We start from the raw sequence: 25,307 nt of genomic DNA on the forward strand, positions 1-25,307 counted from the left end.
TGCCAAGCGTCTCTAATTTGTGTAAGGTAGTTTGGGTTTTTGGGTCGCACATGGTGCATTTGTTTTTAGGGATAATTTTTCAAGGCGAAAACATGAGAAAACAAAACATACTAAAGGGATGTGTTGTCGCAACCTTATTTTTAGCACAAATCTCCTATGCAGATTTTACTTTTCATGCGTCAACTTCAAATGCCTGTGACCACCTTGCAGGACGTTGGTCAGGAACCGGTACTGCCAGCAATTGGGCAATTGGCGAGTGTGCTTATCATGGCTCAGGTCTTATTAGTCCTTTAGATAATGACGGTAATTTTACTGTCGATGTAGTTTCCGACAAAGATTCAGGAAGTTTTCTTTGTCCCTCTCATAATGAAAAGCATTTAACTGGGACTTGCGTTAATGGAGTGACTATTATCCATACCGAATATGGCGATATTTCTGGCAATTTTTCACAAAACTCTGGAAATGCTCAGGGCACTTTATCTGTAACACCAGGTCTTAAAGTTGATGTATTTATGCAATTTAGCCGTGATAATTAACAGCCATACGGGAGTCTAGAAATTATTTAGGCATAATGCCTTAACGATATACTAAATTATCAACCTCAATCCGATGCCCATGCCCTCAGACCTGCGAGGTAGCGTATTATTTTGTATAAGACGAAGTATATGTTATCTTCGTTTTATTTAACTTCTTCATTTTAAGGATAATTTATATGCGTTCAGGCTTTTCTGCTCTGAGCATCGCAGGAGCACTTTTATATTCTTCTTTTGCGGTTTCAGGTGAATCAGGCATTCGTTCTATGCTCCCTACTTATAGACCAGTGATTTCTTTTACTGGAGGTTATGCCAACATGGATGCAACGGGGAAAGCCTATTTTTTAGGGGATGATGAGAGTTTATTTTCTTATGACTCTAAGACGAATAGCCGTAATGGAGGGGTTGTCGGTGGTTTTTTGGGCGTAGAGCGTTCATTACCCTGGTATGATTTATTGGCTCAAGTAGGGGTGGAGTACAATTATTTTACGCCTATTCAAATCCACGGGGAGCATACCGTAGGGATGGACCCTGATTATTCCACTTTGTATCATTATCGTTACCAGTTTCAAAGCCAACAAGTCCTTGCCTCATTTAAACTCTTAGCCACGAATGATAAATTCTTGCATCCTTACCTGCAGGTAGGTTTGGGTGCTGCCTGGAATAAAGTAGGGCATTTTAGCGCTACTACCGCTGAAACGGGCAGTATTAATTTAACCCCGTCGTTTAAGGATCATACAAAGGCCGAATTTAGCTATAACCTAGGTGCTGGTCTTGATTTTGACATGAGCCAAAATATTCGCCTTGGGTTTGGTTATCGTTTTAGTGGTTTAGGTAATGCCTCATTAACTGGCGGGCAGATCAGTATGGGTGATTTCACCACCTCGGTGCCTTTTGCCGTAGGCATACATCATGCAGGTGCACATCAAGTGATTGCAAGCATTAGTTATGTAAAATAAAACATAGCCGGGTTAGGTTTGTTCCACCAGCCACGGAAAGCAAGAAATACGGTCATTTTATTTCGATTAAAACAGGATGTTATTCATGGGGAAAAAACAGAATTTAGCTTTACTATTTACCGCTTTTTTTATAGGAAACCAGGCAAACGCTGGCGCTACATTTAATATTGCTCCTACACCAGGAACTTCATTGCCCACCACTGTAGTTCAAGGAAGTTCTGTTGCAGCCTATTACACGATTACTAATAATACAAACGCCACCAGAGCGGGTTATGTTATTAAGGGGCTTCCTGCCCCAGTGGTAGCGCAAAATCAAAGCAATGGTCATTGCCCTGCAGTAATTTCTTTAGCTGCAAAAGCAAGTTGCGTGCTGCAATTGGATATTACCGGGGCTGTTTCTAGTAGTTTTGCCTTATGCAGAGGAGTAACATGCACTTCTGCAGCCGTGCCCTTGAATGTCACTATGATTCCAGCCCCACCGCCGCCTCCGCCCCCACCACCACCGCCGCCACCGCCATTTTTTGTTGCAGCAGGGCAATATAATTCTAGTTCTGGAACATCTCCGTTGATCGTATATAGTACGACAGCAGGAGCGACATGGGCTTATCCTTTAGCATCACTTGCTAGTTTTTCAACAGGAACTTATTTATATGGAGCGAGTTGCGTAGGCAGCTTTTGTGTTGTTGGTGGGGAACAAACACCCAATGCTTTCCTGGCTATTAGCTCATCTTCTGGGCAGAATTGGACGGCGGTTAATCTCTCGTCATTGCCTCCAGATTATTCTTCTGGTGGTTATTTCAATGCCGTAGCATGTGCTGATTCTTTCTGCGTTGCCAGCGGTGCATACACTACGACCGGAGGTTTAATTGCGCCTTTAGTGGAAACGAGTACGGGTTTAGGAGCGAACTGGTCTCCTACCTATACGAGCTCGGAAAAACCTTCTGATTTAACTTTTGGATATTTTAATGATCTTAGCTGCGGAAGTACTGCCTGTATTGCTGTAGGAACGTATACTGGCTCTATTACTTATCCATTCATTGTTACGGGAACCAATCAGGGGACTCAATGGACTAATTCTTTGACTGGAAGCTCACCCTTGCCGACTGATTATTTGGGTTCAGGCTCTCTCTTTGGTTCTGCCGCCAGCGGCACAAAATTTGTTGCGGTAGGGAGTTATTTCTCCACCGCAGGAGATAATAAACCCTTAGTAATGTCGAGTGTCGATAATGGCGTGACTTGGAGTTCCACCGTCACGGGTACAACTCCAGTTCCGCCCCCCGGCTTGGCATCGGGACAGTTGAATGCCATAAGTTGCAGTGGTAGTGTTTGTGTGGCTGTGGGAACTTTTAGCGCAGGTTCTTCTTATCCTTTAGCAGCAACGAGTTCTAACTCTGGACAAACATGGTCTTATACTATTAATGCTACGACGCCACAGCTTCCTTCTGATTTTTTTGTGGGAAGTGATAATTATTTTAATGATGTGAGTTGTAGTAGCAATATTTGTATTGCCGTAGGTGCTTATTTAAAGAGCTCCACAAGTACTTTTCCCCTGTTAGCTGCTAGTTCGGATGGAGGACAAACCTGGAATTATCGTGTTAATAGCACCTATCCGGTGTTAGTGGGTGATACTATGAGTAGTGGTTATTTCAATACATCCTCATGCCAGGGTACCTATTGTATGGCTGCCGGGTCTTATCAATCGACCTCGGGAATTTCCTATCCTTTAGTCGCTATGAGCAGCGATGGAGGTATCACTTGGGCTTATAAAGTGAATAGTGTTGCTCCTCTATTACCAGCGGATTATGTTGATGGCGGGGCATTTTATGCGAAGGCTGGTGCTGCGGGAAATTCAGCATTTTTACCTAATTCACTAAGATTTTTAAGCAAATAATCGATGAAATTGTAGGGTGATGCCTGGCTCAATACTATATTGAGTCAGGAATCACCCTATAAACTCCTCTGAATCCCATAACGCGCCAAAATATCTTCTGCCTCCAAACCATAAGCCCCAGAAGCTCCTGGAATGCCAGTAGTTAATATCGCACCATTACCCGAATCAAAAACCGGTGTGGCTGGATTTACCGTAAATCCCCAATGCGTTGCATCCGCCATTTGCCCACTGCTCGTAATCGGTGTGCCATTACCATTAACCACTAAAACTACATTTCCATAAATAGTGGTTGGCGGAGTGAACACAATAGGGCTCGCACTTGCTTGCGGAATATGGGCGGTCGCATCATATACGACTTGATTGGTATTCCCTATAATCTTTGGCAGCGGGATAATTTTGACTTGATAAATCGCTGGAGTGCCAGGCCCAGTACCCACACAAAAAGTACGGCTATGTACCCCTATCGAGGCCCATCTAACGATAGCCACTCCCGCATAAGCAAGATTGGTAAGCGTGGTGCAGGGTTGGGTGCTATTTGCATGATCATATACTTCAACCCTGATGCTGGACTGGGTGAGACCGGTGTTACCTACTCCCCCATCATGGGCAAGATTATTAATTATTACTAATTGACCGCTACTTGGGGCCATCGCAAAACTTGTTGGCGCAGCGAATGATGCAAAAAAAGCCATTAATTTTAATAAATTATAGTTCATGCTCATATCTATTCTTAGCTAGATTAACTCATCATCATTTGTGGTTGCGTGAAAAGGGATAATGCCATAATGGCGCATTAGTTTTTCCGCTCTTAAACCGAAAGCCCCAACCGCGCCAGGAACGCCTGTGGCACTTAATGCGCCTGTACTTACATCAAAAACCGGCGGGGTGGGGGTTACGGTAAATCCCCAATTAGTCGCGCTCGCAGTTTGACCAATGGTATTAGGAATACCACTACCATTGATAAGCAAGGTCATGTTTTCATAACTCGTTGTTGGTGGGGTGAAGACAATGGGGCTGGCAGTACTCTTAGGCACACTGGTATCAACAGTAGCATCATAAACAATCGTAACGCTATTATTAATCAACTTATTTAATGGGGTGATAACAACTTTAGAAATGGCTGCCGTGCCTATTCCTGTACCGGCGCAAGAAGCGGCGCTATGAACGCCATTGGCCTGCCATTTAATAATGGCAACGTTATAATATCCTAGTCTTTGCGTGGTGTAACAAGGGGAGGAGGGGGTATGGGTGTCATAGACCTGTACCATAATGTTGGAGCGCGAATTAGTATTTGCATTAGCCGCGGTTAAATTATCCAAGCCATTAATTATTACCAATTGCCCTGAACTTGGCGGAGTAGCAAACGCAGTTGTTCCTAAAAAAAATAAGGCGGCAGTTTTAAACGATATATTTTTTACCGATTCCATGTAAATTAATTTATTCCTAATCAGGTGTTAAATATCACTCTAGCACATGATTATTGATTGCGAAATCAAGCCTTGATGCGATGCACCCGAAGCATGCCTGCACATAGAGGAAAAGCATAACTACTTACTCAACATTTTCCAAACACCACACCAGTCCGGATCGACCGGCTGCTCTTTTAAAATCTTACAGCGTTCAATATACACGGTTGAAGGCTTATCATGAGGATGTAACGCCAATGCTGCATCAAAACAGGCGATAGCCTTATCCCATTGCGCACTATTATAAAACTCTATGCCATTATTAAAGTGGTTAATAACCTCAATTTGGTGTGGAAATACTTTTTTATCGTAAAAATTTATTACTTCATAAATGGAAACTGCTTTATTTTTACCTTTAACAATAACCTTATCAATATGGCGCATACGATAGGTCGACTTTAAGCGCTCGTAGGTAAATTCACTAATAAGAATATGCGCCCCATAATGTTTACATAGACTTTCAATGCGGGAGGCCAGATTCACCCCATCACCAATCACTGTAAAGTCCATACGCTTATTGGAACCAATATTACCAGCGACGATTTTATCGGTATTAATACCAATACTGTGATCCAATAAGGGCAAGTCGCGCTCCATACGGCGTTGATTTAGCTCATCCAAGGCATGCATCATCGCAATGGCCGCCCGTAAGGCGCGGTCGGGATCGTCATCATGTGGGAAGGGGTTGCCAAAAACGGCCATCACAGAATCCCCAATAAATTTATCCAACATTCCGCCTTCATTTTGAATGCAATCCACCATTAAAGAGAAATACTCATTCAATAGTTTCACTGTTTCTTCCGCCCCCAGTGATTCGGAAAGCGTAGTAAAATTGCGAATGTCAGAAAATAGTACCGTAGCAAGGGTACTGGTGCCTCCTAAAGAATAATCACTGGATTGCAGGAGTTTTTCGGTTAAATCAGGGCTCATGTAACGCGACATGGTTGACTTCATACGCTTTTCAGAACTAATGTCTTCAATCATGACCATGGTACCCAAACGCTCATTATTGGCGTTGATTAAGGGAACAATGGTAATGTTTGCGGTAATTTTTACATTCATCAACTCCAGCTCAACATCCATCATCACTTCCTGCTTTACCTGCGAGGACTCATGATTGATGGTGGTAATTTTTTCCACCAAATTATTCGGGTCATCTTTAAATAAGACAGAAATATCTTTTAACATGAGTGGGTTTAGGGAGGAAAGATTCAACATCTTCATTCCTGCACGATTGCAGGTGACAATTTGATTATTGGTATTAAGGGTTAATACGGTGTTGGTCATACTTTCGAGAATACTTTCATTGTAATTTTTTATACTTTGGACCTCATCAAAGAGTTTGGCATTTTCAATCGATATAGATATTTGCGAATTAATTGCTAATAGTTGTGATTCATCATCGGAATTAAATTCACCGCGCCGCTTATTCAAAACTTGGGTAACGCCAATGACCTTGCCATTTTTATTTTTTACAGGCGCCGATAAGATAGAGCGAGTAAAAAAGCCAGTTTGCCGGTCAACAGAAGGGTTAAAACGCAAATCGGCATAGGCATGGGGGATATTAATTACCTCACCACTGGTAAATGTAGAGCCTGCGATCCCCAAGTGATTGGGAAAACGTATTTGTTTTTTGGCTAAACCAATACCGGCTTCGGTAAATAATTCATTAGTTTTTTCATCGTTAATGAATAAAGTGGAGCGTTCTGCATCTAAGGCTTTGGTAACCGTATCGATGATCTTTTCCAGCAGTAACGATAAATTAATTTCGGAGGAAACATTGGAAATAGTTTCCAGAAAATGTAAATCTTTTTGATGACATAATTCAATTTGCTCAATGGTCAATTGATTTTGAATGGCCATTGCCGCATGCTCAGTCAAGGTTTGCACAAATTTAACATCAGAATCCGAAAAGTCTCCATCGATTTTATTGAGCATTTGGGTAACGCCAATCAGTTCATTATTGGCATTTCGCAAGGGTACGCAAAGAATACTGCGGGTTTGAAATCCGGTAATTTTATCTACCTGTTTATTGTGTCGTTCATCTTCCTCAACATCTGTTAAAAAAACAGCTTCATTATTGGTAAAGGTCCAACCAGCAAGACCGCTGTTGTTAAGAATCCTAATTTCGAAATGCAAATCACCTTGCGCAATAAAGGAATAAAGTTCATTGGTTTTTTGATCATTTAAAAATATGGTGCCACGCTCACAGCCAATTACATCAACGGTCACATCAATAAGCTTTTTGGTTATTTCTTTTAAATTAGAGGTCGCAGCCAAATCACGATAGATCTGTGACAACAGCATATAAAATTTTTTTGAATTCATGTTCTTGTAACGTACAACATCGCGCATGTTAATTTCTCAAAAATATTTTCTGGTTCTTAAAAAACTTCCGAGCTAAAAGCTTATTTAGTTTGGTCGTCAATGAAATTTGCCTTTTCTAATATGCCTCTCAATTCCCTTATCGTCTCTTGGAGTTGGTAAATTTCATTATTTTTATCTTTTTTTAATTCTTCCAGGTTCTTTAAATGTCGATGTTTGATATTTTCCAACTCATTTCTTAATTCAACAATGGAGGTCTGTAGCTGAATAATAATTTGGTTATAATCCGAACGCTCTTTCTCAATTCGCCGTTGCATTTCCATATGATTTGCTTCTAGTTTCACTCGTAATTGAATGATAATGTCCTTTAGTTGTCTGTTTTCATTTTCCTCTGCTAATGCTGCCATACTACTAATTCCCCACAGATTCACCATTGGTTATTATCCCGGGCACACTATTAAACGATTAGATTATGAGCACTTATCTTTATGCGTTATTATAGTGCGGATAGTTAAATTATAGCTCATTTTTAAGGAGGGGAATGGGGCATGGGCAAGTATTCGCAAAGTATGACAAAACCAGTAAAAAAACTGGCTAACCCTTTTTTCCGAACAAATTAAATGTAATCCGATTGCACGCAACTAATGGCACTTACTTAAGGGATTTTGTAGGCTGGCGCTGAGTGCAGCGAAGCCCCGCGCCTCCATTTATAACAAGGCAAATACAGCTAGTTAAGAGCCAATTCTAAGGCATTGAATAAAAAGAATTATTCATATACCATATCCCTCAAGCAAGTACCCAAGAAAGGATTATCATCATGCGCTTAAACAGCAAAGCCTTTTTCTATACCCTAATAATTCAAATTTTATTTTTCGCTCTCTTTTTTATAGGCTTCCTGCTCGACCCACTACTAGGTTTATGGTTTGTTTTCCTATATTTCATTGGTTGTGGTTCATTTTGGGTATACCAATGCTTAAACAGCAAATGCCAGGGATTAATTCATGAAGAGATACACATCAGCTAGAAATTTGCACGCTAACTAAAAAAGATGCAGATTATCTTTATCGCACACATTTTGATATTAAATGGTATTAATTTTACATAAATAAGTTAATAAAAAATAACATTTTTTATTGACCTTGCAGCCTCAATTGATTAGGATGAACCCCTGGCTTGGAAGATGCCATGGAAATTACGGAATTAAATCATGAAGAAAATATACAAGAACCAACTTATGGAATGCACAGTATCGCTAGTTAGCCAACATCGCACCTTTTTTCTCCTCATCCTATTTTTTCTCTACTTCATGTGTGACACATGAGTTTTAAACCAAAAATCATTAATTCACATCACCGTTGCTGTTGATGTGCCCAGTTATTTTTGTTTAAAGGATTTGGTTGTGAAAAGATTAGTGTTGTTTGGCTTTATGTTGTTGTGGGGTGTTTGTTGGGCTAACATATGCAAAGATCATCCAATGAGCGTATCTCTTACCTTTAAAGAAACTGGTAAAAATAATATTCAATTTACGGCATATAAGGGAGAGATAAAAACCATCCCTATGACCTTGCAGTACAGTTATATGCATGGATTAAAAATCTGGAATTTGCTCCCACAACCTTTAACGGTTGGGGTTGGAAATCTAGATCCACAATGCCCCGGTCTTATAAATGATCAGGATTGCAAGCCTCACAGAAATGCTATTTGTAATATGGTGGCTGTTCTCCACACGGAAGTTTTAGAAATAGGGCAAACTGTTTCAGGACAATTTTCTTATCAAGTCGGAAAAAATAACAAGCCCTACCCTATGGCCTATACCGTTACTATTATCCATCGTCCTTTGTCAATGCAAGTTATTGCACCGCAAGATGCAAAGATAGGAGGTAAGTTCTATTTTCCTTTAAAAAATATGATTAATAATTATTGGGAGAGTGTTAAGAATAGCGCGCCAGTCTTTTTGAAGATGAAAGATGGAGAAGTCGTTACCTTAAATAAAATGGGATTGTATTTTGATGAAAAGGACTTTTCCATCTATGGGAATCCTAACCAAGTCGGTGAATTTAAATTCCATGTAGGTGCCACTAATATATTAAGTGAAACGGAATTTGTCCCTTTAACGATTCATGTTCAATATAATAAAGCCAATACTCCTCGCTTTAAACCAAATATTCCTATTCTCAGTGCCCCACCTAAGGAAAAATATCAACTCAAATTAATGACCTTACTCGAAAATACACCGGGATTTAATGTGACTAACCAAGTAAGGTTTAGAGTCGAGGACAATTCTAAAGTTAAATCAGGATTCGCGTTGAGTGCCGAAGATCCTTTGGTGCTGGAAGGAGAGCCCAATCCGGCATTAGTTGGAGATATGGCAATACTGACCCTTATCGCTACCTCTAATACAGGTGGGGATTCAGAGCCATACCAACTTAGGATCCCGATTGCTTATGACAGTAGCAAAAAACCAACCATCGAGCTTTTCGAACTGGAGCAACCAGTAGGAAAACAGTTTGCGACTGATTTATCACAATATATCAAGGATCCTGCACAAGACGACTCTCTTGTCGTAAAGATTGACGAAATTGAGCCTAAACTTGAAAAAATTGATGAAGTTAAGTCATTCAGGATACAAATTTCCCCACAAAACCCTAAGATATTGGAAGGTTATATTCCTGAACATGCAGTAGGTAAAAAATATTATATTACCTTACATGCGAATACGCATACCGGAGGCGACTCGGAAAAAATAAAAGTTCCTTTGCAAGTAAGCATCGATGAAACGCTTACCCCTGGCTTTAGGCAGTCTAATCCGCAACTACCTTTAATTATTCCTGGCCAACCCTTTGCCCATGATTTTGTAGCTAATCGTGATGTATGGCCTGAATATGAGGACATACCTTATGAAATCAGCTTTGCGGAGGGTTATAACCCGCCACAATGGTTAAAGCTAGAAAACAATAAACTTTTTTCAGCGGGAAATGTCCCAATGGCAACCAAAGATATAGATATTACTTTAATTATTAAGAATATTCCCGGAGGCGTTTCAAACCCGATAACCCTATCTTTAACCGTATCTTGATGAAAAAGGAAACCATGTTCAAGCTTGCGGTGACCGCCCGGCTTGAAGTGTTTAAAAAAGAATAATTACTCGTAGGATGTATCATGACACAAACAATTACTGGCAATGGTTTAGGAATTTATGGCTCCTCTATCGGTATGAGGGGCCATGCGACTCATGGTAGTGCCTCTTTGGGCCAAGGCGGTGAGTCAGCCTATGTTAATGCCGCTAATGGAAACTTAATATTACGTCATTCTGATGGTTTTCTTGCTGATATCGGTTTTGGTTTTGACCTATTTCAAACCTATAACTCTTTAGGCGAGGGGGGCGGCTCCTGGTGTTTTAACGTGCAATCAGGAATCGAATTGCATGGTGAAGCAAATCATGAAGGCTCCTACGTTATTCGCATTGGTGAAGATGGGCATCGGGCGCGTTTTAACTGGAATGCTACGCGTCAGCAATATGTACCTGAAGAGGGCGGTACGGCTAATTTACGCTTGACTGCCAATGGATGGATTTATAAAGATGGCAGTGCTAAAACCACCTATGAATATGCGCACAATGGCCAGTTAACGCAAATTAGTGACCAGGACAATCACCATCTTAAATTTAATTATGTTGATGGGCATTTGAGCTCCATTGTAAGCACCAGCGGCCGTCAAAAAGTTACCTGGACATTTAACCAGGGTTTACTTACCGATATCACCACAACCAGCGATTCGCAACAGGTGCACCACATCCATTACGACTATGATGAACATCAGCGTTTGCATAAAGTTAGCCGTGATTTAGGCGATGGAAAAAACTATTGGATAACTTATGACTATGTAGGGGATTCTAATCGTATAAGCTCAGTAAAACAGTCAGATGGCACAAGCTTACGCATTGACTATGATGCTCAAGGGCGCGTGCATAAGCTAATTGACGGTGAAGGACGTTGCACTATTTATAATTATGAATCAGGGCATACCACCTTAACCAACAGCCTTGGAGAGTCATGGACTTATTTTTATGATGAGCGCGATCGCCTAATTGCGGTAGAGGGGCCTGAAAACTATCGTATTAGTTATCGTTATGAAGGAAATCAATTAAGCAGTATTACTCAAGGTGCGCAAACTTGGCATTACCGTTATAATGAAGCCGGTGATTGCATTTACATCCAGGAGCCTAACGGGCAAATAACTAAACGCAGTTTTGATGCAGAGCATCATTTGCTTTTAGAAACCAGCTATCAAGCTTTTGACGGCGAGCATCATCCGATTAAGCCGAAAACTACACGTTATGCTTATGATGCGCAAGGACATTTGCGTTTTATTATTGCTGCGGATGGCACCGTTACTGAGTATCGTTATAATTCTCAAGGGCAATTGGCGAGTAGCCGCCGCTATCTAAAGGCTGCTTACAATGTAAGTTCTTTAGCAGAAGATCTGTGTCTTAATCAGGAGCAGATGGAGGCATGGTGCGCTCAGCAAAATCCGCAACAAGTCAGTTTAGTGGATTACAGCTATGATTGGCGTGGCCAATTAAGCGAAGAAATTCATTACACTCATGTTACGACTGAGGGGATTGGCATTCTGGATGCGCAAGCTACTCGTTCTCATTCTGTATATGATGCTGCTGGGCGTTTGCGCGAGAAAAGTACGCCAACTGCAAATGGATGGAGTACTACCTACTATTTCTATGATGATTTAGGCCGCTTAACTCAAACTATAGACAATCAAGGACATACGCAAAGTATTAGTTATGATGATGCGCATCAACAAATTATCCAAACAGATGCCAATGGCTTACAAACAATAAAAATCTATGATCGTAGTGGTTTATTAATTGCCACGCATTGTTTGGATGTGAGACATGATTTTGGTACCACATCGTACCAATACGATGAAGCTGGCCGCTTGATTTCCGAAACCGGCGTAGATGGTTTAAATATTTTTTATTTTTATGATGCTCAAGGTCGCCTAAACGCTAAGGTGAATAAGCAAGGACAACTTACCAGATACTCGTATAATGAGGATGGGCTGTTAATACAAACCCATCAGTACTCTCAACGAGTCAGTACCAAAGGCTGGTTGCAGGACTATCCAGCTTTTATATCTATTATTCCGCTTAATAATAAAAATGATAACATTAGCCAAATAATTTATAATGAATACCAGCAAGTTGCTTATACTGTTGATGCGACCGGTGCGGTAATTGGCTACACCTACAATGCCGAGGGAAAAATAGTTAGTAAAACCGCATATGCACAACGCTTAGCGGATTACCAACCAGAAACATTATTGTCTTCAACTTCCTTTAACCTAAACTCAAACATTAATGACCGCAATATTTACTATTATTATGATCTTAATGGTAACGTCTCAGCTGAACGTGATGCCGAAGGTTATGTTACCGAATACCGTTATGACCGGCAGGGGCATGTGATTGAAACCATTCGTTATACGCAGTGCATCAAAAAAATCTTTAGTGGAGATTGGCAACTCGATAAGCCTGGTGAGCAAAGCACAGACATCCATACCTATAATTTTTATGATGCGCAAGGGCAAAAAATTGCAAATGTTGATGGTGAGGGCTACCTTACCGAATACCGCTATGATGCTAGTGGCCAATTAATCGAACGCATTGCCTATGCAACTGCGGTTGCTGCTGAATTGGAGCTTAGCAGCGAAACGCTAGAAACGATTCGCCCGCCGCAACATGGCAACGATCATCATAGTTATTATACCTATAATGATTTGGGGCAATTAAGCCAAGAGAAATCCCCTAATGGGTTAATTACCACATACGTTTATAACGAGATGGGGCAACTCATTAGCAAAACTCGTACGGATGCGCGTACCCAGGCAATAAGAGAGCAACAATATCGATACGATGCTTTAGGACGAATTATTCAGGAATTAGATGAATTAGGGTGCGCAAAGCTCAATCAAAAACCATTAACGGATAAAGCCATTGAACAAATTTGGCAGGAGCATAGTATTCATTATGTTTATGATAATTCAGGATTATTACAATCCAAGACTGATGCCTTACAACGCACCACACGCTATTTTTATAATCAATATGGCCAACTGCAATTTACCGTCAATGCCCAAGGTGCCATCAGCGAAACCCGTTATAATGCATTGAACCAAATTGAAGTAATTCATAAATACAGTGCACCACTCTCATTAAAAAGATTAAAGACCATAACCATTGAAGATCTTCGGGCCTATGTAGAACAGGTAAAAGACGAGCATTTTGATGAAACCACCAGGTATGAATATAATCGAATTGGTCAAGTAATTGCGCAGCATAAGGGAGCTCAAGGATTAATTACTTCCGAATACAATGCTTTTGGTGAATTGGAGCGGAGCATTGAAACTATTGATGCAACTCATACTAAAACCACCGCATATAGTTATGATGGACGCGGCTTATTGGTGCAGCGAACTGATGATCTCGGTGGATTAAATCGTTCGCTAAAAATGCACTACAATGCTTTTGGTTTTATGGAGAAGTATGTTGATGGGCGCGAGAATATTATTCGTTACAAATGGAATAAACGTGGAGAACAAATTACCATTTTTAATCCTCAAAATAAATTTAAAAAAATAAAATACGATGCATTTGGCCGAGTGATTTCAGAAACAGATAATTTGCAAAAAAATATCAAGCAGTATACCTATGACGATCAAAATAATAAATTAACCTTATCCGATCCTAATCGGCGCTCAAAAATCATCACCGAATTTAATGCGTTTGGGGATAAGCTAAGCTTAATCGATGGCAATAAAAATACCACGACCTTTACCTATGATGAGCGGGGTTTGCTCATCCGCGTAGACGCCCCGGAAAATACCTCTAAAACCTATCATTATGATGCCGCCGGACAATTACAATGGCAAGAAGACTCGGGCGGCCATAAAATTGCATACACCTATGATGCCCAAGGCCATGTTCTTACCAAAACCATTGATCCAGATGGGCTTAATCTTGTTACCGAATATGCCTATGACGCTATTGGTAGACAAATACAAATTACAGAAAATAAACGAGTCAGCCAATTTACTTATAATGATCAGGGGTTATTGGTTAAATCCTGCATTGATCCTAAAGGATTAAATCTTATCACCGAGTACAGCTACGATGCGCGGGGGAAATTGGTACGCAAAACGGAATGGAATCGCAATGGACATAATAAGGTAACGGCCTATACCTGGGATAATTTAGAGCGCTGCACCGCTACTATTCAAGACCCGGATAACTTGCGGCTTACCACCTACTATCAATACGATGAAAATGACAACCTGATTTGCCAAACTGATGCACGTGGCAATAGCACGCATTATGTCTATGATGCGAATAACCAATGCCGTTATCAAATCAATGCACGCGGGGTAGTTACCGAGCATATTTATAATCCAAATGGTTGTGAAGAACAAACCATAACTTATGCAAAACCCATAAAGTTAATGGCAAGTTATTCTGAAGAAGGTCTCAATAAGCTCCTGGTAAAAGATGTTAAAGATCAATATACCTTTCGCATATGGGATGCGGCTGGGCGTTTGGAACAATTATTTGATGCTTTAGGTTATGCTACGTTGTATCGATATGATAGTAATGACAACATTGTTAATGTAACGAAATGTGCCGTAGCGATTTCTATAGAAGATTTAAAAGCAGGAAAGCCGGTTAAACTGGATCGTACCAAGGTGCGTGAGGAGTATTTTGCCTATGATGGCTTAAACCAGCTACGCTTTCAATGTAACAATGGTTTGGTAACAGAATTACGCTACGATGCGCATGGACAGGTTATTGCACGCATTCAATATGAAAGCTCTGTTTCTCTTAATGAGAAAACTAAGGTAGACCTGGAATACTTCCAGAAAAATTGCACCAGTAATAGCCAAAATAAAATAACCCGCTATGCCTATGATCAAGCCGGCCGCATGATCATTGAGTTAAGCCCTCAAGGCGTTGCCAAATCTTATATTTACAATGAATTAAATCAAGTTATTTCCTGCACGCGTTACGCCACCTTAATCACTGGCGATGACATCGCCAGCCTGACTCTGGATACTCTAGCGCACAGCAAGCAAGACCGCACCAACTATTTTGTCTATGATGCCGCAGGACGTGAACGTTATCGCATTAGTGCAGAAGGTCAAGTAGTAGAGCGCCGTTATGATGAGATAGGTAATGTAATCGCTCAAATTACGCACGCACAACGAGTTACTACCTTAAAAGACACTACTCTAACCGGTTTAAACGATTTCTTTGCCACCGACAGCAACGCACGAAGTAGTACTTACAGCTATGACGCCCTTGGTCGCTTGGAAAAAGAGGTAAACGCCAAGAACCTGGAAACAAGTTACCAATATGATAGCAATGGCAATGTATTGCAAAAAATTGAAGCGAATAAAGCAGTTTGGACCTATTCCTATGATGAGCTAAATCGACTCACCGAAACCGTCTCGCCCCAAGTGTGGGTAATGGACAACCAGCATCAGAAAACGTTACGTTCAATCATCACCCAAACCGAATATGACAGTTTTGGTAATGTGATTACTGAAACTCGTGATGCGAAAGGAAATGCGCAGAAACGCCATTTTGAATACGACTCAATGAACCGCCTCACGAAGACGGTTTATCCTGATGTAAAAGTAAGTAATGCCAGCCAGGGAAGATCAGCAGAACGCCAAGAGATTAGCAAAGAACTAACGGAAACGACAATCTACAATGCTTTTGGTGAAGTGACTGCCCGCAGCGACCGGGCTGGCCATTGGCAACATTTTGCTTATGATACGCAAGGCCGGCTGGTTTATCAGGTGGACGCACGCGGCGGTTTAACCCAATACGATTATGACGCTTATGGTCGTGTAACCAAGAAAATACGTTATGAAAGCCGGATTGTTTTGGCTGAATACGGCACTGAGGAAATAGCCAAAGCCATTCGAAGCGGCGATGCCGATCGAACCGAAATTTATTCCTACGATTTAGATGACCACCTCATTGAAACTACTCGCGATGCGGTTCTTACCTACAATCCACGTGATAAAACTTACAGTAAATTGCAACCCAGTACCCGCAACGTATACAACGCATTCGGTGAGGTCGTTAAAACAATAAAACGTATTGATTCAAGCCGCGATGCGGTAACGCTCATGTATTATAACCAGGACGGCCAGCAAACCGCACAGGTTGATGCGGAAGGGTATCTTACCACCTATACGCTAAATACTTTTGGCGAAGTAGAATGCTGCACCGAGTTTGCAACACGTACAGAAAAAGCTGATATCAATGGCTATTCGCTTCCAGCAACGAATAGCAAAGACCGCATCGTTACATTTACGTACGATGCTTTAGGCCAAGTTATTACGAAGACCTTAAAAAATGTAGAATTCTCACGCCTGGTTAATAATAAGTTAGAAACCATACGTCAAGATGTATCCACGCGTTATGCCTATGACGCTATGGGGTATCTAATTGAAACCATTGATGCCCAAAATAATAGTGCATATTGCTATTACGATGCCTTAGGCCAGTTAACTGCGAAAATTGGCCCAGGCCAACAAGCACGCAAAGCAACGACTTATGCTTATGATGCCTTGGGCAATTTGTTGCAAACCTACCAATGGGCCAATGGAGCCGAGTTGACTGCGGATAAAGGGTACACACTAAGAGGTGTTTCAGCCGCCGATCAAGTAAGTTATGCTGAATTTAATGCACTTGGCCAGGTGATTAGTGAAACCAATGCCATGAACCATAAGGTGAACTACAGTTATGATGAGGTAGGGAACTTGGTTCGTAGCTTCCAAACGGTAACCCGGGCTGATGGCAGCAAACAGATTCGCGATGTGCGCTATGTGTACGACAGCGAACATAATTTAGTACAAACCTACAGCTATAAAGAAAATAATCAGCTGCATGTAGAAGAAGCACGCTATAATATTTTTGGCGAAGTTATTGCGAAAGGAATGAATGGTCAATTCCACATCCATATTGACTATGATCGTTTAGGCCATGCATGGCGCTCCAATGTCCAAGGTTATTATCAAATTTTTCTTTATGATGTGGCAGACGAAGTAACGCAGATTGTCACCTCGGCTAATGGTTTTCATCCAGAAGGAGGCGAGCGCGGAGTTGATTTAAGCCTTGATTATTTTAAAAATTGCACTAACTTTGATAATGACAGTTTGCACCAACGACTGCAACGCCAAAATAACACTTATGATGCCTTAGGGCACCTACTTTCCCAAAACCACGAGTATACTGTAGATGTCTTAGATAAAAATGCCATGCGTACGGTAGTGGAGGCCAGACAAACTTTATCGGTAGACCGTTGGGGGAATATGCTTTCCCATACCAATGCTTTGGGATACACCACCAATTACGAATACAACTTGTTTAATCAAGTCACCAAACAAGAGTTGCCCGAAGTTTCCTTCATGAATGCACAGGGGGTAAGAAGCCGTATTAAGCCGGTGAATACTTTTGCCTATGATGAATTAGGGCAAGTGATTGCGGCGATTGATGCCAATAACCATAGGACCACGAGGGCTTATGATGCGGAAGGGCATGTGATACGGGAAACGGATGCGAAGGGTATATCACGAACCAAGAAGTACAATCTCTTAGGGCAATTAAGCTCTTCCGAGAATGAATTAAATGGCATCACCGAATACACCTACGACCGTGAAAATCGCCTTACCCAGGTGCGAACCTACAATAGCCAAAAAGAACTTCGCAAACAAAAATACGCTTATGATGAAGCTGGCCAGTTAATCATTCAGGAAAATGGTGTCAATGACAAAATAACATTTACCTACGATACCCTAGGCAATCAAATAAAAAAAACGGATGCTCGTGGACTAAGTACCGACTATGAGTATGATGACTATGGGCATAAAATTAAAGAAACGGATGCCCTCAAAAAGCAACAAAGCTGGAATTATGATGCGCATGGTCATTTACTGTCGCACACCGATTTAGGTAATCACACCACGTTTTATGAGTACAATGTCAATGGGCTACTATTGCATGAATACTCCACCAGGGGTAAAAATATTTATCGCAAATACCAAGGCGATGGACAATTAATTAGTTATGAAGATAGAACCAGCAGGGAGTTAATTGGCTACACTTATGACTTAGAAGGACAAATGCGCAGTAAAGTATCCAGCCGCTCCCAAAGTTATCAAGACAGTTGGCTCTATGAAACTGATTTCTACGATTACGATGAGTTAGGACGTTTAACCTCCTTACGTCGCCATAATCCTGATTACCTGCCAGACACAGATAAATCCTTACTTTGGGTCGATTATGATTACGATGAAGTAGGCAATATCCGCCATACTGCCGTACAAGCCAAAGCAAATGGCAACCGCTCAGGTAGTGCCAGCGAGGCTTATTATCTTTATGATGAAAACAATCGCATGATTCTCAATAAAGGTGAACTGCAAAATGGGCAAATTGTTATCGGTGCTAAAGGAAGCCGTCTGGCTTATGATAATGCTGGCAACGTGAGTGATGCAGAAGTTTATGAGCAAGGGAAGCTAAGCCAATACCACTATGATTATGATCAAGCCAATCAGCTCGTGCAGGTTTCTAAGCAAAATAAGAGGATTCAATCCAAAAGGTATGATTTAGCCGGACGTGTTATTGAAGAATATGCCTATGATGGCCGCGGCGCTCAGTCGCAAGTTACCATCCTTACATACAAGAATGGTTTACTAACCCATCAATCTATCCGTGATCATAAAAGGGAAATATCCTATGTTAATTACGAATATGATGTTGTTGAAAACATTAGTAAAATGGAAATCATTAGTAACGGCGGGCCTAATCGTAAAGATGGTTCTAAAATCACCCATACCTATGGTTATGAAGAATGGGATAGCTACCAGCAAAAAAGCGATAAAGTAGAAAATGAGGCCTATAATGGTGAAAAGAAAACAACAGGGGATAGTATCCGCTTCTATGATCAAAATGGTTTACTAAGCAGTGTAGACAAGCGTACAGAGCAAGGTAGCTACCCAATTAAATATTTATATAGCTCAATCGAAGGGTTGCGTGCACGGCAAGAAGACAATGGTGGTTCGACCAGCTATCTATCCATAGGCGGAAAAACCATAGGTGATCTACATATAGATGGTTCAGGAAAGCAAGAACTGAATATCTACGGCGGCTTTACCCCCACCGGAGGCCCAACTGGCCGCAATATTAAATTGAGTCCCGAGCTTTATGAGCTTATGTCCATGCTGGGAGCAAATGCGCTATTAAATAAAGAGCCTACGCTAGCAGAGTTACCACAAGACACTATTGGCACTTACACCTTAAAACCAGGCGACAGCTTAGAGTCAATTGCTCTACAAGTTTATGGAGACAGCAGCCTGTGGTATCTAATCGCCGATGCTAATGGTATCAGCGACCGCACGGCCATTGCAGGGAAAGATGGCCAAATCTATATAGGTCAAAGCCTAACTATTCCCCCGGCAGCAATAGGGCAACACCACACGCAAGCAACACATCGCATCCTGAATGCGAATAAAATGCTCGGCAACACCAGTGCCAATGCGCCTATACCAACCCTAAAACCACCCAAACCGAAGCATGGAAGTATCTGGGGTAAGATAATTGTTGCCATTGTTGCGACTGTTGCAACCGTCTTAACCGCAGGCGCGTTCGCCATTGGCATGGGGGCTACGAGCTCCATCTTTTCAGCAGGATTATCCGCATTGGGTGGTGCCATTACCGGTAGTGCAGGGGCTGCGGGTATAGGCACGATACTCGGTGTCGGTTTCGCTGCAGGCTTCGTAGGTAGCATAGCCGGCCAAACAGCAGCCAATCTGATGGGCATGCAAAGCGGTATTGATTTTGGCGGAGCACTGATATCCGGCTTAACCACAGCCGCTACCGCAGGCATAGGCTATGGTTTAAAAAACGTAGCGGCCTTTAAAACGCTGTCGAATAAGATAGGTGAATATGATTACAAATATTTTAGTGCCTCCAGCGCCTTTGAAATGATGGAACAAAACGCAGCAAGCCAGGCATTTAATACCACTATAAGACGCCACCAACACTTTGACTGGACTGAATTAGGAGTAGCCACGGTAACCGGGGGTTTAATGGGCTCAAAAGCTGGAAAAGAATTCGGCAAGAAGCTCGAAGCTCTGGATAACCACACCGGTATGCTCCGCGCAGAGCTACAAAACCTGGCCGGAGCCGGTGCTCAATCACTTACTACAGGAACTCACTTTGATGCAGGGCAAGTTCTTAGTGATAATTTAGGAAGTGTGATAGGAAATGCTGTGGTGTCAGGCATGGCATCGCCTCATTATCTGGATGAGTATACTGAGATGATGGATGAATTATCTATCGATGGTTTATTAAGTGGCAATCAAAAAACTGAGCAAGAGTTTAACAGCTATCGGGAACAGCCATTGATTGAGGAGGAGCGCAATTCCTCTGAAGGGTATAATGGTGAATATTGCGCTATTCCTGCAGAGGAAAGTAACTACTCTCCTATCCCAGATGGTTTTTATGATAACGCTCCATTAACCCAGCTTAGCGAAGCTGCGGGAAAAATTTGGGAAAATTATGGGGATGAAATTCTAAGATATGGCCCAAAAGCTTTAGGGATTTGGGGTTCACATTCGCCTGCCTCAGAAACAGGTACCTCACTAACCCCATCTGATTATTTAAAAATGGGAGGCTCTTTTGCTTTAGATTGTATTCCTATTGTGGGACAATTAAAAGCTGCGGAACAAGTGTGGTCCGGTAAAGATTTGGTTACTGGGGAGCCCATTAATCGAGCTCTTGCCGCATTAGGACTAGTGCCAGGGGGCAAATTAGCAAACACTGCATTAAAATGGCTAGGAAAGACTGGTTCGAAGGTTGCTTTATTAGGTAGTAAAACGACTGTCGTTGAAGAAATAGTACAAACGGTTCCAAATAAGACTTCAATAATTACAAGGATTAATGACAGTGTTAGTTTGGTTGAAAAGGAGTCACTGCCTAGAGGGATTCAAAGAACATTTTTAAATGAGGATTATTTAACTGTAATAACAGACTCACCAGTAACTCTTTATAGGAAATTTGGAGGGGTAGGTAATCAGGCAAAGGCTAACGGTGGATTTGCTACAACCATAGAAAATGCATCAAGAAGTGACACGGCTGTTTTTCAAAAATGGAGCAATCAACGCTTTGAGGCACAAATTCTCGTCCCCGAAAATATTCAATTAAATATAGGAAAAGTTGCCCCACAATTATCAAAGTCTGGAAATCGTATATATCACAGAGGAGGTGAGGATCAAATTTTACTGCCAAGAAGCTATCCAATCACATGGATCAAACAAATTAGAGATGGTATGACGGGTAATACCTATACCATAGAGCAGTTTATTAAAAAATATCCAGAGCAAACAATAAGGTGATTTATGAGTTTGGTAAAACAAAAACAAATATGTAAAAATTTAGAGAATTTAATTGAAAAAATTCTTAGCTGTTTGGTGGCTATGGGAGAAGATCCTAGTCAATATACAGGGTTAAATAAAATAAAAAGGATCGCTGAAAGCTGTGATGTTGGTGGTTTTAGAAATTTAACACATTATTTAGATAGTGATTCACGAACCATATATGATAATAGACTATATAATACCCAGTTAGAAAATTACGTCGAGCTAGCTTATAAAGAAATATCTAAGTTGTAGTTTTTCATTTATTTATCAAAAAAGCAGAATACGCCCAGTGGGGCAGGCCTTGCGTTTTGTTTTTAGAAAAAACTTCAGAAGCCTCAGAGGGTCAGGCCTTGCTTTTTGCGTTTGTTTTTAGAAAAAACTTCATATTAATTCATTGAATAAAAATAAATAAATTAGATTTGGTCTTATATGAAAAAATAAGAACAAGGTAAGTCCAACATGGTTAGAGCATTACGCATAGAGTATCCTGGAGCGCTGTAAATTAAGCGGCACCGTGGTTTGAGGAAATTGGTCTTTTAATACAATATGAATTACTATAACTATTGCTCAAGGTTATATAAGATAAATTTCAATGGAAAGAAATATTAGACTTCGAAGAGTAGGATTACTTTGCTGTGCTTTTTCACAAAACTCTGCTTATTACAGAGCTGGTTGGATTAATAAAAATACTACTTTAGCTAAACATCAATTTTGGATAGTAGTTCAAAATAATTTTCTCGATATGTGTGTAATAGAATGGATGAAACTTTTCGGGAGTTATAATGCACACCATTGGAGGAGAATTGTAATAGAAGATCCCGAAGCATTTAAAACCAATATGTTACTATATTGCAATCTTAGCTCAGACGATTACGAGCAATACCATAAAAAAATGAAGTCATACCGTGATCAGTTTGTAGCGCATCTTGATTCCGAACTAACAATGCACATACCTGACTTAACAAATGCAATAAAGGCTACAGAATATTATTATGAGTATATTTATAGTGAATTGCCTAATACATTTAAAGTCGATTTTCCATCGAATATAATCGACTTTCATAATACGTGCCTTTTAGAGGCAAAAGAGCACTTTGGGAAATAAAAAAACAAACTTATGGAATAAGGGCTTAGACTCCAGAGGATCAGGGCTGCTTTTTGTGTTAATTAGGAAATATCGCAAATCAATTATTGAATTAACTTAATTAGATTTAGAATATATGCAAAAATAAAACAGAGTTAGTCCAATATGGTTAATATTTTATGCTTTCACCGAATTTGTTAAGATATAAAAGAGACTAATAAGTTCAGTAGATTTTTTTTCTGTCAGTGTAGCGTTTCCCTGCCATACTCGATGAAGTTTTTTCGCATCGATATTAAGTATTTTAGCAAGATCATCTATGAGGCAATTATTTCTAGTCATTAAGGTATTTATTAAAACCTGTTGCATTAGGTTCTGCTTTTTGAGAGCAAAGAACACTTTAGTATTTCGACTTACGTCAAAACTATTATTTTTTATTGTATCCACAGTTCCCTTCCTTTACATCTAGTTGGCATCTAAGCCGCTTAAGGTTTTTGTAAATATATTGTGCATTTTTTATAATAATTGGATATTCTTTTCTAAAGAAGCAGAAGTAATTTGTTTAAACCTCCGTGTGCCAGCGGTTTCATTCTGCCTCTGTATCAGTAATAATTCTATTGCCTCTGGTTAAATCCTTTTTCCCAAAATGGTCTCTAATGGGTACTAGAATATATTGTCCTGCATACTTTACACTTTAGAGTGTAGCGTTGATTATTACACTCTAAAGTGTAATAATCAATAATTAACATGAGATCCTATGTGATTGTATGAACTATTTTGGAATAAACCTAAAAAATCTTTTAAAAAAAGAAGGTATTAGTGAGAATGAGCTATCAAAAAGAATTGGCATTCCCCAACAAATGATTAATAGAATAATCACAGGAATAAATAAAAATCCAAAATTATCCACAATAACTCCAATTGCTAATTACTTCAAAATTTCATTGCATGACTTAATTTCTAGTGCTGATTTAGATACTGATAACCCCCCCTCTTTTAATAAACAAAAAAAAATACCTTATGTTGAATTTAGGGATATAGAAATATATGGAATAAGTCAGGCTCTTATACAGAGTAAAAAGTTTATTTCTGCTGAGTTAGACCATGATAAGAATTATTTTGCGACCAGTATGAATGATGACTCCATGGAACCTAAATTCTCTAAAGATACCATTCTTATATTCGAAAAAGATAAAGAGCCTTTTAATGGGGATTTTTGTTTGTTAAAAGATGATGGGAATCATTATGTGTTTCGTCAAATCATGATTAACTCCGCAAATAAGAAATTTATAAAATGTTTAAACCCAACTAGTGATTCCTATACGGTAATTCCATTACCCATTAATATTTATGTTTTAGCAACATTACTTGAGTCAAGAACCTTTTTCTAGGATTTAATTTAAGAAAGGCATTAAAGGGTTTGTAGCTATTTTCTTTTCATTCTTTTTTAATATATAAGCAATAAAAGTTGCAGGCCATACGGCTATAAAACCATAGGCAATTTTAAATAAAAGCGCATTGGCCATAACGGTTAGAATTTTTATTGTTGGCATCATCCCTACAAATGTAATGAGTCCTGCAATGAATGTTGCGAATCCTTCACTGATTGACGATGCTAAAAGGCTTCTAGCCCAAAAATATTTTCCTTTTAATTTATATTTCCACTTAGTGAAGAGATAGGCATTTAAGAACGCGCTTAATAAATAACCAATAACCCCTGCATTTGTAAATCTTAATACATGGCCAATTACTTTGTTAAATTCTTCATACATATTCCAATAACTAGGAGAGGGAAAAAAATTAACTAACGTTATAAGAAACGCAAAAATATAGCCAGTTATAATCGATTCCCATATGAGTTTTTTTGTGTAACTTGGACCATATAATTCTGCATAAATATTGCCTAAAAAAAATGTAAAAGTATAAATAAGAGTTGAACCTGGTTCTACGATCCCCCATATGTCAACTAATTTATATGCCATGACTGTTGCAGACATAAGGAATGTTACATAGATCATAGAGAGAATACGCATATATTTAAAATCACATTGTGCTTTATCAAGCAGAGCATTTTGAATATTTTTATTTTCTATAAAATTCATAACATCCCCATTTTTTCTATATCTAAAAATGTTTGTTCTTGCACTGCAGTAGAAATAACTGTAACCATATCTTTTTTACTTAAATTAACTAAAGAATCATAATCTTGGTATAATTTTCTTGCGCTTATAGTAAACGAGGTATTGGTATGCGTATTTTTAATGCTAAAAATTGTTTCTCCTTGATTTAAGGATTGTTTTTCTATTATTAAACAATAATGTTCTTGTTTAAGGTATTTTTGAAATGATAGATACGTAATTGCTCTTACATCATAGGGAGAAAACTCAGGCAATAGCTCATCATCATAAAGTATTTCTTCAGGCGTAAGCTTTAAAATTTGTTTTTTAATTCCCGATATAATTACATGTAATTCAATTTTATTATTTCGCGATACAACATCAAGTAAGCTATATCGATATTTACTTTTTTCCAATCTATATCTTTTTAGTATTC

General features: G+C 39.8%; 15 protein-coding genes. 8 read left to right on the plus strand and 7 right to left on the minus strand.

Features of this window, described 5'->3' with window-relative positions:
* The first annotated feature begins 92 nt into the window (after positions 1–92).
* The 3 genes from BN3124_RS07825 to BN3124_RS07835 all read left to right on the plus strand — a co-directional run bounded on the left by BN3124_RS07825 (position 93) and on the right by BN3124_RS07835 (position 3,383).
* Complete coding sequence (locus BN3124_RS07825) at positions 93–536, plus strand: hypothetical protein (RefSeq protein WP_058534241.1); 444 nt, start codon at positions 93–95, stop codon at positions 534–536.
* Between the two features lie 176 nt (positions 537–712).
* Positions 713–1,492: an outer membrane protein gene (locus BN3124_RS07830; protein ID WP_058534242.1), complete on the plus strand. Its 780-nt coding sequence runs from the start codon at positions 713–715 to the stop codon at positions 1,490–1,492.
* 85 nt (positions 1,493–1,577) lie between these two features.
* Positions 1,578–3,383, plus strand: a complete 1,806-nt coding sequence (locus BN3124_RS07835; RefSeq protein ID WP_058534243.1) for a sialidase family protein — start codon at positions 1,578–1,580, stop codon at positions 3,381–3,383.
* A 56-nt stretch (positions 3,384–3,439) separates the two neighbouring features.
* On the opposite strand, the gene BN3124_RS07840 is transcribed toward BN3124_RS07835, so the two are convergent.
* The 4 genes from BN3124_RS07840 to BN3124_RS07855 form a co-directional block, all read right to left on the minus strand.
* Positions 3,440–4,099, minus strand: a complete 660-nt coding sequence (locus BN3124_RS07840) for a hypothetical protein (RefSeq protein WP_058534244.1) — start codon at positions 4,097–4,099, stop codon at positions 3,440–3,442.
* Positions 4,100–4,117: 18 nt separating this feature from the next.
* Entirely contained in the window at positions 4,118–4,810 is a 693-nt protein-coding gene (locus BN3124_RS07845) for a hypothetical protein (protein ID WP_058534245.1), read from the minus strand.
* Positions 4,811–4,930: 120 nt separating this feature from the next.
* Positions 4,931–7,204, minus strand: a complete 2,274-nt coding sequence (locus BN3124_RS07850) for a GAF domain-containing protein (protein WP_058534246.1) — start codon at positions 7,202–7,204, stop codon at positions 4,931–4,933.
* 53 nt (positions 7,205–7,257) lie between these two features.
* Positions 7,258–7,608 carry a hypothetical protein gene (locus tag BN3124_RS07855; RefSeq protein ID WP_058534247.1) on the minus strand — a complete coding sequence of 117 codons (351 nt, stop codon included), beginning with the start codon at positions 7,606–7,608 and terminating at the stop codon, positions 7,258–7,260.
* 965 nt (positions 7,609–8,573) lie between these two features.
* Here BN3124_RS07855 and BN3124_RS07860 point away from each other — a divergent pair.
* The 4 genes from BN3124_RS07860 to BN3124_RS07875 all read left to right on the plus strand — a co-directional run bounded on the left by BN3124_RS07860 (position 8,574) and on the right by BN3124_RS07875 (position 22,778).
* Complete coding sequence (locus tag BN3124_RS07860; RefSeq protein ID WP_149865228.1) at positions 8,574–10,250, plus strand: hypothetical protein; 1,677 nt, start codon at positions 8,574–8,576, stop codon at positions 10,248–10,250.
* Positions 10,251–10,333: 83 nt separating this feature from the next.
* Entirely contained in the window at positions 10,334–21,649 is an 11,316-nt protein-coding gene (locus BN3124_RS07865) for a pre-toxin TG domain-containing protein (protein ID WP_058534249.1), read from the plus strand.
* A 3-nt stretch (positions 21,650–21,652) separates the two neighbouring features.
* On the plus strand, positions 21,653–21,925 hold the full coding sequence (locus tag BN3124_RS07870) for a hypothetical protein (RefSeq protein WP_058534250.1): 273 nt from the start codon (positions 21,653–21,655) through the stop codon (positions 21,923–21,925).
* A 340-nt stretch (positions 21,926–22,265) separates the two neighbouring features.
* Positions 22,266–22,778, plus strand: coding sequence for a hypothetical protein (locus BN3124_RS07875; protein ID WP_058534251.1), 513 nt, complete (start codon positions 22,266–22,268; stop codon positions 22,776–22,778).
* 156 nt (positions 22,779–22,934) lie between these two features.
* On the opposite strand, the gene BN3124_RS07880 is transcribed toward BN3124_RS07875, so the two are convergent.
* Positions 22,935–23,201, minus strand: coding sequence for a hypothetical protein (locus tag BN3124_RS07880; protein WP_058534252.1), 267 nt, complete (start codon positions 23,199–23,201; stop codon positions 22,935–22,937).
* Between the two features lie 320 nt (positions 23,202–23,521).
* Between BN3124_RS07880 and BN3124_RS07885 the strand changes: the two genes are divergently transcribed.
* Positions 23,522–24,145 (plus strand): XRE family transcriptional regulator, encoded by a 624-nt coding sequence (locus BN3124_RS07885; RefSeq protein ID WP_058534253.1) that lies wholly within the window; start codon positions 23,522–23,524, stop codon positions 24,143–24,145.
* 3 nt (positions 24,146–24,148) lie between these two features.
* Here BN3124_RS07885 and BN3124_RS07890 read toward each other — a convergent pair whose 3' ends face one another.
* Together BN3124_RS07890 and BN3124_RS07895 are read right to left on the minus strand one after the other, a co-directional pair.
* Positions 24,149–24,856 carry a queuosine precursor transporter gene (locus tag BN3124_RS07890; RefSeq protein WP_058534254.1) on the minus strand — a complete coding sequence of 236 codons (708 nt, stop codon included), beginning with the start codon at positions 24,854–24,856 and terminating at the stop codon, positions 24,149–24,151.
* Complete coding sequence (locus tag BN3124_RS07895) at positions 24,853–25,287, minus strand: hypothetical protein (RefSeq protein ID WP_058534255.1); 435 nt, start codon at positions 25,285–25,287, stop codon at positions 24,853–24,855. The genes BN3124_RS07890 and BN3124_RS07895 overlap by 4 nt, the downstream gene beginning before the upstream one ends.
* Positions 25,288–25,307 lie beyond the last annotated feature (20 nt).

The organism is Legionella saoudiensis (assembly GCF_001465875.1).
Taxonomy (GTDB): Bacteria; Pseudomonadota; Gammaproteobacteria; order Legionellales; family Legionellaceae; genus Legionella; species Legionella saoudiensis.